This is a genomic window from Sphingomonas sp. Leaf20 (assembly GCF_001421535.1).
In the GTDB taxonomy this organism is placed as follows: Bacteria; Pseudomonadota; Alphaproteobacteria; order Sphingomonadales; family Sphingomonadaceae; genus Sphingomonas.
Genome location: NZ_LMKN01000015.1, coordinates 17,314 through 30,796, shown reverse-complemented (window position 1 = coordinate 30,796; position 13,483 = coordinate 17,314). Strand labels below are relative to the sequence as shown.

The following is a 13,483-nucleotide window of genomic DNA, read 5'->3' as shown; positions in this document are numbered from 1 at the left end:
CACGTCGGCCTCTAACAACTACCACTTGCACGACAAACGGCCGATCCCTTGACTGGAGCACGTTGACGCCGCGTGCTCCGACGAAACGACCGCAGGATGACCGACTAGGCGCTTTCGCTACGCCCGCAGCGCCAATGATCACCTCGGCGGGGTCCTAATCGTCCTGTGCCGCGACGTAGTGGCCTTTGGCAGTAAAGAAAATTATCTCCTGCGGCCGATCATGCCACCTTGTCGATTATGCCCGACGAACGGAAAGTCTTCACGATCTCGGTCGGATCATCGAACTCCTTCTCGTAGCTGTGCGGTACGTCGAGCTTTGCCCAAGGCATCGAACTTCGGACGAAGATCTGAGCGACGGGTTTGACCCACTCTGCGTCGTCAAGGGTCGAGGGACGCACCACGACTGTATCCGGAGTTCCGTCCGTTATCGTCTGCGTCCACACTGCGCACGTGGGACACCGATATGCGCGACTCTCGTTTCCGCTTTCGGCGGTCTTGGTGATGACGACTGGTTCACCCGTATGGGAAAAGCCGTCCTTGTCTACAGGCATGCCCAGCGAGAAGGCACTCGACGTCTGCTCCTGGCAGTCCGTGCAATGGCAAGCCATCACGAATAGCGGCGCGTTCGTGATGCGGTATCGGATGCCCCCGCAGCGGCAACCGCCCGTGATTGCGTAAGTCCCGTCAGCGTCGCGCATTGATAAATCTCCTTGACCTTCCAACCGCTTAAGAAGCCAAATCGTTCACCAAAGGCATGAGCAGGTCGACCATCACTTCAGTTTGCCTGCCAGCGGGGCCAAATGCCTATGGGATCGTAGGTTCTTCGATCCTGATGCCATTGGCTTGCCCACGATATTCTCGAGCTGCAGCGTAGGCAGGCTTCCGAGCACGCATGATCGATCCCAGCGGCCGGTGCGCGGCCAAACCGATCCAAGGGTTAAACGCTAACCCGCTTTCGATCTCGGCCCACAGCTCTTCTGACCATGACTGCTGTGGGGTGGCAGTAACGCGGGCTACCGCGACGTAAGGACTTTCGTGCTCGGGCCATTCGGTAGCGGAGTCTTCGACAGGCATCGCCTCGATGTCCGTCGCCAACTGAACCCTTAACTCCCATACTGCTGGAAGCGTGGCAAAGTAGCGCTGGATCGACTCTCGGATTGCGTCGGGATGGCCGGAAACGTCAAGTGACTTGCCAGATAGTGCGACCAGCTCGGTCGCCACGGGTGCAAGAACCACCTTGGCAAAATAGTCACCGTGGAGGATCGCTGCCTGCGAATAGAAGTTGTCACCGAGTAATTCGGTGGTTGCTTGGCCGGCAAGCGTGGTCAATGTTGCCGATTTTAGCCCGACCTTCTCCAGGCCAGCATTTGTCGTACGCGAGAGAACAGAGAGCGCTTCTTTGACCGGCTCGGCATGCCCCGTAGTGGCGGCCAATATCTTCAATTGCTTTAGAAAGCCGGCAGCAGTTGCCACTTGAAACGATGGCGAATTACCGAGAACGTAGTTCTGCGTCGTATCGCTTTCGCTTCCGGGCAAACGTGCTCCGCTTACCCCTAACACCTTCAGCGCCACCCCGCGCGGGGTCGAAACATTGTCGTCGAGCACGTCGCCTGGTGTCGTGCTGAAACGCAGAATGGTATCGTATGTAGCAGGTCTCTCGAACAGTCCCTGCGCGAGAGATGTCGGAAGATCGGGGAGCACCTCGAACCTGGCTTTAAGATAGCCGTGAGCTTTGGCGTGTACGGCCCGGTGAGCATAACCTGTATCTGCGTGCGTCTTGCGCTGGATCGCTAGCATCGCGTCGGTAAGGCCGCGCTGCGTCTCAACCTCGTCATCCGGCACGTTTTCGAAGCTAGAATCGAAGCGAAGCGGAAAATGGGTTTTGCTCATTCACTTGAAACGTTCTGGGATCGTCCCTGGACGCATAACTTCCTCATCCAACAGTGTATTTATGCTTCAGCTGGTATGCGACATTCATGGCGTGAGTACGAACCGTTCCTACATGGTGAAGGACAACAGCAGGGGACGATAAGCGGCCGGTGGATGGAGCCGAGACGGCGCGGTGCAGACCAGATTGATGATACCATTACCGATGCCGTTCTGGCGGCCCGCGCGCAGATGCCGGCGGGTGAAAGCCGACTTACCTGCACCTTGTGTGGGGACGACATTCCCGAAGGGCGCCGACGCGCGCTACCGGGCGTACACACCTGCGTAGCCTGTCAGAGCGGTCGGGACCGTCCCGTGGCAACCGGCATGAACCGACGTGGGAGCAAGGACAGCCAACTGAAATAGTTTAGGCACCCCGCAGGGTTGTACCCTTCTCACAACTGCGTCGCCTATCGACGAGGTCAGACTCCTACGAGAATATAAGCGAAGCTTCCGGAGCTGGCCCCTTTAGCTGCCGCAAGCGTCGATGGCAGCAACGACTGCCTGACCCATCTGAGCGCTTTAGCTAAGCATCTGTTTCGGCTACGAATGCCTGGCGAGGCAAGCGCCCGTCCGGAGAGATGTTGATGGCTGATATGGATCACTTCCTGGGCGTGCCGCTGACGCGGCGCACCGCACTGGGTGGTACCGCCGCGCTTACAGCGTCTAGCCTTATTGCTGAGAGCGATCCGGCGGTCGCAGCACAGCTCGCCAAGCCTGTGGGCGTCCGATTGGCGATCCGGACGACGGTCAACGGCAAGGCGGTACCGGTAGAGATCGATGTGCGGACATCGCTGCTCGATCTCCTGCGTGAGCAACTGCATCTGACTGGCGCCAAGAAGGGCTGCGACCATGGCCAGTGCGGCGCATGTACCGTTCACGTCGACGGTCGGCGCGTAGCATCCTGCCTCACGCTAGCAGCCAAGGTCGACGGACGTGCCGTGACAACGATTGAAGGGCTTGCCGATGGCGAGACGCTGCACCCGATGCAGCAGGCCTTCATCGACCACGACGCGCTGCAATGCGGCTATTGCACACCGGGACAGATCATGGCGGCAGTGGCGTGCGTGCGCGAAGGCAACGCCACATCGAAGGACCGCATTCGCGAATATATGAGCGGCAACATCTGCCGCTGCGGCGCCTATGTCGGCATCGTCGCGGCGATCGAGCAGTTTGCGGGAAGGGAGAAAGCCTGATGCGCCCCTTCACCTACGCACGACCCGAAAGCGACGTAGCGGCAGTCCAGGCCTTCACAGCCGCGGGAGCCGGTGCCCGCTACATCGCAGGCGGCACCTCGCTCTATGACCTGATGAAGCTCGACATCGAGAAGCCTCAGCACCTGATTGACGTCACCACGATCCGAGGGCTCGATGGAATTGAGACGGACGGTGAGCGGCTACGCTTCGAGGCGCTCGCACCGATGAGCACGGTCGCGACCGACAAGGTCGTGCTGCGCGACTATCCCGTCCTTGCCGAGGCGTTGTGGAAGGCTGCCTCGCAGCAGTTGCGCAACATGGCGACGGTCGGCGGTAACCTGCTCCAGCGGACCCGCTGCCTTTATTTCCGCAACGGCGCAGGCGGAACATCGGTCGGCAACACCTACCCTTGCAACAAGCGGGAGCCGGGTTCGGGTTGCGCGGCAATCGGTGGACTCGACCGCGGCCAGGCCGTGCTAGGCCAGAGTTCGTCATGCACCGCCGTCTCGCCTGGCGACTGGCCCGTCGCGCTCGTCGCGCTCGACGCCTATGTCGAAGTGCTGGGCGCCAGCGGTAGCCGCGCGATCCCGATTGCCGAACTCTATCGTCTACCGGGCAGCACGCCGAACCTGGAGTTCACGCTGCAGCCAGGCGAGATGATCACGGCGATCGTCGTGCCAAAGACGAAGGCAGGCCGGCATTCGACGTATCACAAGATCCGTGACCGGGAGAGCTACGCCTTCGCGCTCGCCTCGGCAGCGGTCGCGTTGGAGATGGATGGTGACACCGTGACGCGCGCTCGGATCGCACTTGGCGGGGTGGCGACCAAGCCATGGCGGGCGACCGCGGCAGAAGCGCTGCTGGCTGGTAAGCCTCTGACCCCGGCGACCGCACTGGCGGCAGGGCGAGCCGCCTTCGCCGATGCCAAAGCTGGTAAGCAGAACGGCTTCAAGATCGAACTCGGCGCGCGAACCGTTGCCGACGCCCTGACTATAGCCGCAGCGAGGAACCGGTCATGACCGCCCCCTTCCCCAACCGCCCCCGTGCCGATGCCCGCGAGAAGGTGATGGGCGCTGCCCGCTATGGAGCCGACCATCAGGTCGCTGGGCTGCTGTACGCCATGCAGGTCCCGGCAACCATTGCGAAGGGGCGGATTGCCTCGCTGTCGGTCGATGCAGCGATGCAGGTGCCGGGCGTTATTCGCGTGCTGACCGCGACCGACTTTCTGCCGCCCCCTCCTGCGACCCCTGGCGCACCGCCCCCGCCTGCGACGCTCACGGCCGACATTGCCTATCGCGGCCAGCCGGTCGCACTTGTCGTTGCCGAGACGCTCGAGGCCGCGATCGAGGGCGCCGAGGCCATTCGTCCGACCTACACAACAGCACCCGCGTTCACCTCGCTCATCGAGCAGCCGGGGATGGTGCGCGAAGCCGTCAAACCGGTGACAGCGGGCGATGCGACGCAGGCGATGGCGCGCGCGGTAACCCGGCACAAGGCGGACTATGTCTCACCGCCACAGCACCATAACCCGATCGAGATGCTGTCGACGACGGCTGTATGGGAAAACGGGCAACTTACCATCTACGAAAGTACGCAGAGCAGCAGCAACACTAAGGGTGCCGTAATGCGGAATATGCGCCTGACGCCCGAGCAGGTGACGGTAAAAAGCCCACAGATCGGCGGGGGCTTCGGCCAGCGTGGCGGAGCACAGAGACAGACCGCTCTGGTTGCCCGCGCTGCAATGCTGCTCGGCCGACCGGTCAAACTCGTCCTGCCGCGCGGGCAGATCTTTCATAACGCGACCTTCCGGCCAAAGAACCGTCACCGGATCGAGATCGGTGCGGATGCCAGCGGCAAAATGATCGCGGTGCGCTACGACGCCGATCAGCAGCAATCGCGCGAAGGCCAGTTTCCGCCTGACTACCATGAGTCCGTACCCATGCTGTACGGCATCGAGAACTACCACGGGACCGCCGCCAATCTGCGGATCGATACGCAGGCGCCAGGCTATATGCGGTCGCCGACACCGCATCCGTCGTGCTTTGCCTTCGAAAGCGCAGTAGACGAACTTGCCCTCAAGCTCGGCGTCGATCCGGTCGCCTTCCGACTGCGCCACCGGGCGACGACCGATCCGATCCACGGCCAGAAACTCTCGTCCTGCTATCTATCGGAATGCCTCACGGAGGGCGCACGTCGTTTTGGGTGGGAACGGCGTAGTCTCCAGCCGGGATCGATGACGCTGCCCGACGGCACGCAGGTCGGCTGGGGCGTAGCATCAGGCGCCTATCCGGGCTCTGCCCATCCTAACATCGTTACTCTGCGTGTGAACGCAGACGGCACGACCCGGTTTGCGGCTGCGGGGCATGAGATGGGCCAGGGCATCCGCTCGACCATTGAACAGGTTCTCGTACGCGAACTGGCGATCGATCCTTCGAAGCTGGAGATCGCTATCGGCGACACCAGTGTAGCGCCACAGCATACGACAGCGGGATCCTGGGGCACTGCAAGCGTCGTGCCGGCAGCGGCAGAGGCGGCCGCAAAACTCAACGCTGCCATGGCCGAGCTGTTGGCGGGGCGTCAGGTGGCGGGCAATCTTCACCGACAGCTTGCGACTGTACGGCGTCCATCGCTTCAGGTTGAGGTCGAGCATGTTGCGGTCGACCAGGGTCCGAAAGATCTGGCGACACTGCGCAAGGGCGGCATGGCGCTGGTCGGGCCGGATTATTCGACCTTTACGACCTACAGCTACATTGCCCACTTCGTTGAAGTTCATGTCGAACCCGGCACGCGCCGCGTCCGCGTGCCGCGCGTCGTCAGCATCGCCGATTGTGGACGGGTGATCTCGCCGCGCACGGCCGAGAGTCAGGTTCGGGGCGGCGTGATCTGGGGCATTGGTGCGGCGCTCCGCGAAGCGACTGAAGTCGATCCTCGCTATGGTGGGTGGCTCAACAACGACCTTGCCGACTATGTCGTGCCTGTGAATGCCGACATCGGGTCGATAGACGTCGGCTTTATCGATCGACCGGATCCTCTCATCAATGCCCTTGGCGCAAAGGGGCTTGGCGAAGTTGCCATGACGGGCTGTGCAGGCGCCATTGCCAATGCCATTCATCATGCGACGGGCAAGCGGCTGCGTGAGATGCCGTTCAGGATCGAAGATCTTCTGTAATCGAACCGAGGCGGAAGACCGCGGCTGAGACGGGAAATCACATGCCTCCGACGTGCCGAGCTACATCAAAAGCCCCTTAAAGCATCGGACCTTGTTGGATGTACGTACTTCCTCTCGCTGCGGCCGCAGCCCTCATGCAATCGCCGGTTGCCACCACCGCGGTTAGGCCCGGCACGATAGCGATCGTGGCTGCTGATAGTCCGACTACGTCTCCCGCTATCACGAGAACGTTCACGGACGCCGTTCAGCGAACCCTGCTTCGAACACCATTCCTGCCCCTACCCGACCCAAACCACAGCCTTTATGTCGCCAAGGTTGAGGTATCGCAGACCCAGCGCGGCGTTGTCCGGTCCGGCAACGACCGATCAGACCGGCCGGGCATGGCGGCCGGGCTTGGCGGCCTGTCGCTGACTTTGCCTTCGGGGAAGGATCAATTGCGCGGACTGATCGTAACCCGTCTCAAGGTGACGGTATCGCTGCGCCGCGACAATCACGTCGTGTGGACGGGGCAGGCGACCACGGTGCGCGCTAGTGGCACCCGAACGGGCGAGCCCTCAGTTGTCGCTACGGCGCTGTCAGACGCCCTCCTGACGTGGTTCCCTCGGCAGCTGCCGGGACCGCTGTCTGTTCCGTAAGGCTCCCTGAGCTGATTTACGTATTCTCGGTTGAAGGTCGTCGCTGGTACGGTTGTTTTATGCGGTTCTCCGCGTTCGCCTGCGCCAGTCGCTCAGTCAGCTCACCCTGACTGGCCATTGCATCCCATGCTTCGGCCGATCTTAGATGACGCTCTCGGACACGAGGTAGCGGAGACTGCTCCGCTGCTGATCGTTCAAGGGTGGCCGCGTTACGGTATGACTCGGTTTGAGAAAGGTTCATAGGCAAACCTATAACCGACACGCACGGTTTTCGTTTGTGCGAATTCAAGTTTCCAACGATTTAAAGGACATGCGAGATGGACGTGAATGCTGAGGGCGAAGATACTCCTTCTGAACGCGCCGAGATCCATTTTCTTGCGGCGCTCGTCGACGAACTCATGCGTAAGATGCTGACGGCGGGCGTGGTTTCGCAAGCTGACCTGAATGAGATAGAAGCAGCGGTAGCAGCACGGACCGGAGCTGAGCCTAGAGCTTGGTAGAACACCGACCATGTGGATTGGCGCCGAAAAGGGACCACCGGAAAGGTTTGACCACGCCGTTGTATCTGGGTCGAAGCTTACCGTGCAGGGGTCCCGATCAACGCCGATCGGGACCCCTTCTTCATCCATACGTTCGAGGAGATTATAGGTAGTTGGCTCGCGTAATGCTGGAGTCCCTCTTCCAAAGCAGATCCAAAAAAAATTAGCCCACGCCTGATCGCGTCGCTATCGGCGCTCGCGCAATGCCCTGCGCATGCCCGAGGAGAAGGGCGGTTGTCGTCTCGCGATTGACTGCAGGCGAGAAGATGTACCCCTGCCCCAAGGCGCAGCCGATCGCGCGAAGCTGTTCGACTTGCTCTTCAGTTTCGATCCCCTCGGCGACGATCCTGATGCCCATCTTTCTCGCGGTACGGATCAGGCCTTCGACGATGGTCACGCTGACACCGTCTGGTTCCAGGTGGTCAACGAACAGTTTGTCGATCTTGATGACATCGACGGGAACGGTGAGCAGGTGCGTCAGCGATGCGAAACCCGTTCCGAAGTCGTCCAGCGCGACCCGTATGCCGTCAGCCCGTAATGCCCTGATCGCTTGCTGAATCGCTTGGTCCCCGCGGCCCATGTACACCGTCTCGGTTACCTCGAGAATGACGTGATCGTGAGGGACCCGCTCGCGCTCGAGCGCTGCGGAGAGAACCTGTCCTACGGCACCGCCACTCAAATCCGCAGACGAGACATTGATACCAACGTGCTGAAAGGGAATACCCAAATCCAGCCATCGACGTAGGTCAGCCGCTACCAAGGTCATCATCCTGGCAGTGAGCGAGGTCGCCACCTGTGCGTCGGCAGTCGCCTCATGAAAAGAGGCAGCCGAGACCAGATTGTCGCCGATGCGCATGCGGCAAAGCGCTTCCAGGCCGACGATCTCGCGCGTGTCTAATCGGAAGATCGGTTGATAATGGACCTCGATCCGGTCCTCTCGCAAAGCCGCACTCAGGTCCCTGATTGCGCCCATACGCCGCGTCATGTTCGAGCGGAGCCCTGCCCAGTATCGTACAAAACCACCACGACCGGTTTCCTTGGCGTGGTAGAGGGCAAAGTCGGCATTCTGCCGAACACTCCCAACCCCGGCGTCGTCCGATGAGAACGTAGCGCCTCCGATGGTAGCGCGAGGGACGATGCTATGCCCGCCGCAGTCGGCAGCAACCGAGAGCGCGCTTAGAACCTCATCCGCGATCTTCTCTAGGTCACGAAGGGTATCGGTAGCCTGGAGAATGACAGCGAACTCGTCGCCACCGACGCGAAACGTTCGCCCGGGGCTGACTGCTGCTGAGATCCTGTCGCTGGCGATCTGAAGAAGCTCGTCACCCGCATGATGCCCAAACGTGTCATTCACGACCTTGAGATTATCGAGATCCAACACGAACAGCGCCCAACTGCCAACCGCAGCGCCTTCGAGTTTGGAAAGTGCGGCATGATAAGCGGCCCGATTGGGGCAACCGGTCAAGGCGTCGGTAAAAGCCCGTCGTTGGTGCTCGAGGACACGCTCATGTCGCTCGATAGCGATTTGCGTGAGGTTAACGCAGTTAGCCACCACCTCGCGTTCGAAGGCCGTCGGTCCGCGGGCGTTACGATAACAAAAGGCAAATGTCGCGATCGCGCGACCGTCTGCATCACATATCGGACTGGACCAGCAGGCGCGGAGCCCGTGGGGAAGTGCGAGGTGTTTGAACTGCGCCCAGCGGACGTCGGTCTCGATATCAACGACGGTAATTTCTGTTTTCAGATAGGCCGCAGTTCCGCAGGAGCCGGCTAACGGGCCGACAGACAAGCCATCCAAGGCTTGGGAATATACTTCCGGTAGGCTCGGGCCAGCTAGCGGATGAAGCAGGCCTGCCACATCGACCGTTAATACCGAACAGATTACCTCCGGGAGGATCCGCTCTACCTCCGCACACAGCATGGTACACGTTGGCGCCAGCCCAGCACCCTTGGCAATCATCTTCAGAATAGCATTCTGAAGATGAAGCAGGACACTCACTGTATCATTGCCTCCTTGATACTGAGATTCTCCAGAAAGGCTCATGGAGCGGGAACCTATCAAATCGCTGGTTTAGATATCTTTAATGCGATAGTCGACAAGGACTCTAATACTGCCCGTGGCGGTTTTATCTCAGCCCAATTTGACTATATTTAGATAACTGGCCAGCATCTGAATGGCGATCATATGTTTTCTAGATTAACGGTTAGCGGATTGGTCGCGAGACTCAACGACGAATACAGTGTGCCCATCCATCGCGAACTCAACCCGACACCCAAATAGGCTGCATCGGTTTCGCAAGTTCAAGCTCTGATGCGAGACAATACGCGCGCTGCGACATTGCTCCTGGCTGCAAGCTTGCGCCCATAGCGTAGCGCGGTCGACGGTGAAGACCATCGCAGCGCCTGTGCAATGCCAACGCCGTCCTCGCCGGCCGCAAACAGATCTTGCGTCAGCCCTACTCTCAGCGAGTGGCTTGATAGCGCCCTCGCCGCCTCCTCAACCTTCGCGATCGGCATCTCGACCAGCCCCTGATCGAACGCGCTGAGCGCCACGCGCCGATAGATCCCGTTGACGCCCTGCCGGCTCAGCGAGGCCGTACCGACCGTGTAGACGGCGCGCGCCGGCTCGGCCTTCTTGCCACGGAGCTTCTCCTGCCAGTGCCGCGTGTGCCCCGGTATCGCCTCGTACGCCATCGGCGGAACTGCGGCGCGTAGACGGCGCCGATCGACCCCCACGCGCCGAAAGACGGGCCCCTCGGTGATGGTACTCGCCACTAGCCAGGCGCCGACCCGGCGCATCGTGTCCGCGGACAGCCAGCCCCAGGCCCCCTGCCCTTCCTGATCGGTTTTGGATGATGGAATGAAAAGGAGCGCCGAACCATCGCTGTGCGGATCGATGTGCGCGACGGTGACGGCGACGAGCTCGCTGACGCGCAATCCCGCATCGTAACCGAGCGACAGCAGGGCGGCATCGCGCAACCCCTGCAGCTCGCCGCCACAGGCGCCTAACAGCGCGGTCAGCGTGAACCCCTTGGTATGGGGATCTAGCGAGGCCCCGAAGCGCAACGGGGCCGCCTGGCGTTGGGCCGCACCACGACGCCGGCGCAGGCCCTTGAGCGCAGCGCGGACCATCACGTGGCTCGTCGGCGCGTGCCCCCTCTCCTGCAGGCCTGACAGGGCGTGTGCGGTGGCCAGGCTGGCAACCCGCCGGGCCACCGTGGCGGGCTTGGCGCCGCGAGCCTCGAGCATGGTAATGTAGCGGACCAGGTTTTCGGGCTCGGCGGGCAGCGGCGCGATACGGGTGTCTCCACACCAGCGCAGATAGCAGGCCAGGTCCGACGCCAGCGCCGCCTTGCTCGCCGCTGCCATAGCGCCGAGCTGCGCCGCAAAACCGATCTCGCTGACCGGGACACCTTCAGCCGGCAGCGCAAGACCCAGCAACCGGGTAACGCGGACATCGATCGGCTCGACGATCCCCCGCCGCGTTCGGACCGGCAGCCCCTCCCCGTCTGTGCGGTAGACGACGATCTCGCTCATGCGGCGCCTGCCGGCTGGTCCAATTTACCCTGCATTTCGCCGTTGTAGCACATCGCTGTAGTTACCATAATGTCCGATTATGGTAAGTGCTTCGGCGCTCTCTGAAAACCAAGCAAACAGAGTAGGCGTCGTCCGCATTGAGCATCGAGGTCACTACGAAATCTAAGTCTGAGGCGGGGCGTTAGTAAAGCCGCCCCGCCCGCATTTCGGTACCTATTGACCGGCTCGTGCTTTGCAACAGGCTCGAACCACATCAGCTGCGGCTCGCTCAAGCCCAGCCGCACGATCGGTCCACCGGTCGAACGGTGCGATGAGCGACACCCAGATCCCATCGGGGCCGACCGTGAGGAACAGGTCCTGGTGCTGTGGCACGAGGTGGAGCTGCCCGTCCAGGTCGCGGAAGAGACTGAGGTCAGGCAGGCGGATCGGCCCGGTGGTCGACCTGAGGGCGACGTCGACCCGCACCGGGTCGAGCGTCTCGGGGTAGAAGCCGTGACGCACGAGGAGCGTATCGCGATACTCAGCCGATCGCAGCAGCGCCTCGTCGAAAACGCGGACGCTGACCGGGGTGGCGGCCAGCACGACATTGTGGTCGAGGCTCTCAAGGGCGCCGGCGGGCAAGCCGGTGTTGCCGCCGAGCGGGTAGTAGGTTTCGCCGCCGAGCGCGGCGAGGAAATAGTCGAGCAATGCGTTCGACGTGGACGGCAGTGGTTCGTGGAGCATGCGGTGCATGACGGTAGGCCTTCTTTTTGGCGTGATCCCCGAACCGACTGGTTCGGATCAGGCCCGTTCGCTTTTCATCGCGCTTCCCGGGCTTCGCCTGCCTGTCCTGCCGATCCCTTCCCCTTTCCGCGGTCGCGGCAGCGTGCAGCGATCCCTACCGTTCCATCCGGTCCGATCGCCGAGAAGGGCGTAGCCCCAGCGGTCGAGCAAACGGGCGCTGTCCGCCACGGTGAGCGGGCCAGCTTCGCCACCGACGCCAGGACAATAGGAGTGCATCATGGTCACCAAAGCATGGCCATCGGCGCCAAGCGGCTGCCGCTGCCACCACTGACCGAGCACGGCAGAACTGAGCAGCAGCATGGCGGCGAAGCGGAACACCATGGGTGGATTGCGCGCGATCATCGTCTTTTCTCCATCGGGCTTGTTGCCCCATCGAGATCATCCAGCGTCTCGCCACCGGTATCCGGATGCCGGTGGTGCCGATTGCCGGAGGCGCTCGGAACCCTCATCTTCAAGCCTCCGGCCTACGACGCCATGCCTCGCAGAAGTCGAGCCATCGCTCGGCCCAGGCGCCATGCTCGCTTTCGGCGAGGTCCGGATGCAGCTGAGCCCATCCGCACGCATTATGGATACGGCTGAGCACGACGATGTGAGCGTGCGGCGCTTCCGCGGCGAGTTGATCACCGGGCGCGTGCAGCACGGCAAGGCTGGTGAGCTGCCTCGCCCGTGCCAGATGCAGCATGGCCCAGGTGGTCACCTTGTCGAACTGATCGTGCAGCGGTTCACCGCGAACGAACGGCAGCGTCAGGACGGCAGCGAGCAACCGCTGATGCTCGGGCACCGCCTCGTCATAATCGGCGAACAGGCGTTCGAGCGACACCGGGTCTGCGACACCCGGCGCGAGCAGCAGTCGGTGATCCCGAGCAGTGGTCGGCATGCCGCAGCGGGTTTGCGGGCTGGTCGGTCCGGGCTCGATTGGGTTCATCTTGGCGAATGCGAGCCGCGACAGGCTGCGCTCCTTCCCCTTGGAGCGGGGACGTAACAGCGCGTAGCCAAGACCCGTCACGCCCGGCTGGCGCACATCGAACATCATGTCCGACGCTTCGCTGGGGCTGGCCCAAACCTGGAGACGGCTCATATCAGCGCCCCGCCATCAAGGCCGCAAGCGCGTCGGCGCCGAGCGCGAACCCATCTTCGCGCTCCTCGTCGCTGCTCCACGGTGGCACCTCACAACCGCGCAGCCCTACGCTGAAGAGGGCAAAGACGGTGTCGTCCGGATGATTGGGGACAAAATGCGCCGGTGCCGCTGCTCCGAGCCACAGCCGGGTAGGCGCCGACCAGAACAGGCGATGTCCATGCAGACCGACCGTAAAGCGGGCACGCCTTGCATCGGCGCCATCTGCTCGCGCCATCAGCGCGTCGCACCCGAACGCCGCCATCACCTCGCCCACGGCGGCGGCATCGCTGCCGTCCGACAGGGTTGAGGGCACAAGTAGCAGCCGCGCAGTGCGCGCGTGGAGGTAGTTGCGAATCTTCAACATCGGCACGTCGACGTCCGGTTCGAAGCGCAAAGCCGCCAAGCGTGCAACCATGAGCGCTGCCGCGATGGCGGCAGCCTCGTTCGAATAATGGTTCATTATGTTCGTCTCTCTAGGGAGCAGGCGCGCGGGCTGTTCGCGGCGCCTGTCAGGGATCATTTCACCTTCCGGTTCAGCCGAAAGGCTCCCCCCACCCTCTCTTCACTCGTCTCTGGGTTAA

General features: G+C 62.0%; 12 protein-coding genes and 1 pseudogene. 5 read left to right on the top strand and 8 right to left on the bottom strand.

Annotated elements, in window-relative coordinates; genetic code table 11:
* Positions 1-218 precede the first annotated feature (218 nt).
* Together ASE72_RS19335 and ASE72_RS19330 are read right to left on the bottom strand one after the other, a co-directional pair.
* Positions 219-698: a GFA family protein gene (locus ASE72_RS19335; protein WP_056025648.1), complete on the bottom strand. Its 480-nt coding sequence runs from the start codon at positions 696-698 to the stop codon at positions 219-221.
* Between the two features lie 106 nt (positions 699-804).
* Positions 805-1,890 (bottom strand): catalase family protein, encoded by a 1,086-nt coding sequence (locus ASE72_RS19330; RefSeq protein WP_056025645.1) that lies wholly within the window; start codon positions 1,888-1,890, stop codon positions 805-807.
* A 172-nt stretch (positions 1,891-2,062) separates the two neighbouring features.
* On the opposite strand from ASE72_RS19330, the pseudogene ASE72_RS19960 reads away from it, so the two are divergent.
* From ASE72_RS19960 to ASE72_RS19955, 5 genes and pseudogenes are all read left to right on the top strand, one after another.
* A pseudogene (locus tag ASE72_RS19960) lies at positions 2,063-2,292 on the top strand (DksA/TraR family C4-type zinc finger protein).
* A 221-nt stretch (positions 2,293-2,513) separates the two neighbouring features.
* A complete protein-coding gene (locus ASE72_RS19325; RefSeq protein WP_056025642.1) occupies positions 2,514-3,122 on the top strand; it encodes a (2Fe-2S)-binding protein in 609 nt (202 codons plus the stop codon).
* Positions 3,122-4,141 (top strand): FAD binding domain-containing protein, encoded by a 1,020-nt coding sequence (locus tag ASE72_RS19320; protein ID WP_056025640.1) that lies wholly within the window; start codon positions 3,122-3,124, stop codon positions 4,139-4,141. The genes ASE72_RS19325 and ASE72_RS19320 overlap by 1 nt, the downstream gene beginning before the upstream one ends.
* Positions 4,138-6,291 carry a xanthine dehydrogenase family protein molybdopterin-binding subunit gene (locus ASE72_RS19315; protein ID WP_056025636.1) on the top strand — a complete coding sequence of 718 codons (2,154 nt, stop codon included), beginning with the start codon at positions 4,138-4,140 and terminating at the stop codon, positions 6,289-6,291. Before ASE72_RS19320 ends, ASE72_RS19315 begins: the two co-directional genes overlap by 4 nt.
* A 952-nt stretch (positions 6,292-7,243) precedes the next feature.
* Positions 7,244-7,426 (top strand): hypothetical protein, encoded by a 183-nt coding sequence (locus ASE72_RS19955; protein WP_082446317.1) that lies wholly within the window; start codon positions 7,244-7,246, stop codon positions 7,424-7,426.
* A gap of 202 nt (positions 7,427-7,628) precedes the next feature.
* Here the strand turns inward: ASE72_RS19955 and ASE72_RS19305 are convergent, their stop codons facing one another.
* From ASE72_RS19305 to ASE72_RS19280, 6 genes are all read right to left on the bottom strand, one after another.
* Positions 7,629-9,509 (bottom strand): sensor domain-containing phosphodiesterase, encoded by a 1,881-nt coding sequence (locus ASE72_RS19305; RefSeq protein WP_056025630.1) that lies wholly within the window; start codon positions 9,507-9,509, stop codon positions 7,629-7,631.
* 257 nt (positions 9,510-9,766) lie between these two features.
* Positions 9,767-11,002, bottom strand: a complete 1,236-nt coding sequence (locus ASE72_RS19300) for a hypothetical protein (RefSeq protein ID WP_056025627.1) — start codon at positions 11,000-11,002, stop codon at positions 9,767-9,769.
* Between the two features lie 213 nt (positions 11,003-11,215).
* Complete coding sequence (locus ASE72_RS19295; RefSeq protein ID WP_056025624.1) at positions 11,216-11,734, bottom strand: hypothetical protein; 519 nt, start codon at positions 11,732-11,734, stop codon at positions 11,216-11,218.
* 48 nt (positions 11,735-11,782) lie between these two features.
* Entirely contained in the window at positions 11,783-12,127 is a 345-nt protein-coding gene (locus ASE72_RS19290) for a hypothetical protein (RefSeq protein WP_156350693.1), read from the bottom strand.
* Positions 12,128-12,236: 109 nt separating this feature from the next.
* The gene (locus tag ASE72_RS19285) at positions 12,237-12,818 is read right to left on the bottom strand and encodes a hypothetical protein (protein ID WP_162235511.1); all 582 of its coding nucleotides are present in this window, start codon (positions 12,816-12,818) and stop codon (positions 12,237-12,239) included.
* A gap of 46 nt (positions 12,819-12,864) precedes the next feature.
* The gene (locus tag ASE72_RS19280; RefSeq protein WP_056025615.1) at positions 12,865-13,362 is read right to left on the bottom strand and encodes a hypothetical protein; all 498 of its coding nucleotides are present in this window, start codon (positions 13,360-13,362) and stop codon (positions 12,865-12,867) included.
* Positions 13,363-13,483: the final 121 nt, after the last annotated feature.

Excerpts from the sequence above, each read along its gene's own strand:
- ASE72_RS19335 (WP_056025648.1), bottom strand. The coding sequence starts at position 698 with ATGCGCGACGCTGACGGGACTTACGCAATCACGGGCGGTTGCCGCTGC.
- ASE72_RS19330 (WP_056025645.1), bottom strand. The coding sequence starts at position 1,890 with ATGAGCAAAACCCATTTTCCGCTTCGCTTCGATTCTAGCTTCGAAAAC.
- ASE72_RS19325 (WP_056025642.1), top strand. The coding sequence starts at position 2,514 with ATGGCTGATATGGATCACTTCCTGGGCGTGCCGCTGACGCGGCGCACC.
- ASE72_RS19320 (WP_056025640.1), top strand. The coding sequence starts at position 3,122 with ATGCGCCCCTTCACCTACGCACGACCCGAAAGCGACGTAGCGGCAGTC.
- ASE72_RS19315 (WP_056025636.1), top strand. The coding sequence starts at position 4,138 with ATGACCGCCCCCTTCCCCAACCGCCCCCGTGCCGATGCCCGCGAGAAG.
- ASE72_RS19955 (WP_082446317.1), top strand. The coding sequence starts at position 7,244 with ATGGACGTGAATGCTGAGGGCGAAGATACTCCTTCTGAACGCGCCGAG.
- ASE72_RS19305 (WP_056025630.1), bottom strand. The coding sequence starts at position 9,509 with ATGAGCCTTTCTGGAGAATCTCAGTATCAAGGAGGCAATGATACAGTG.
- ASE72_RS19300 (WP_056025627.1), bottom strand. The coding sequence starts at position 11,002 with ATGAGCGAGATCGTCGTCTACCGCACAGACGGGGAGGGGCTGCCGGTC.
- ASE72_RS19295 (WP_056025624.1), bottom strand. The coding sequence starts at position 11,734 with ATGCACCGCATGCTCCACGAACCACTGCCGTCCACGTCGAACGCATTG.
- ASE72_RS19290 (WP_156350693.1), bottom strand. The coding sequence starts at position 12,127 with ATGATCGCGCGCAATCCACCCATGGTGTTCCGCTTCGCCGCCATGCTG.
- ASE72_RS19285 (WP_162235511.1), bottom strand. The coding sequence starts at position 12,818 with ATGATGTTCGATGTGCGCCAGCCGGGCGTGACGGGTCTTGGCTACGCG.
- ASE72_RS19280 (WP_056025615.1), bottom strand. The coding sequence starts at position 13,362 with ATGAACCATTATTCGAACGAGGCTGCCGCCATCGCGGCAGCGCTCATG.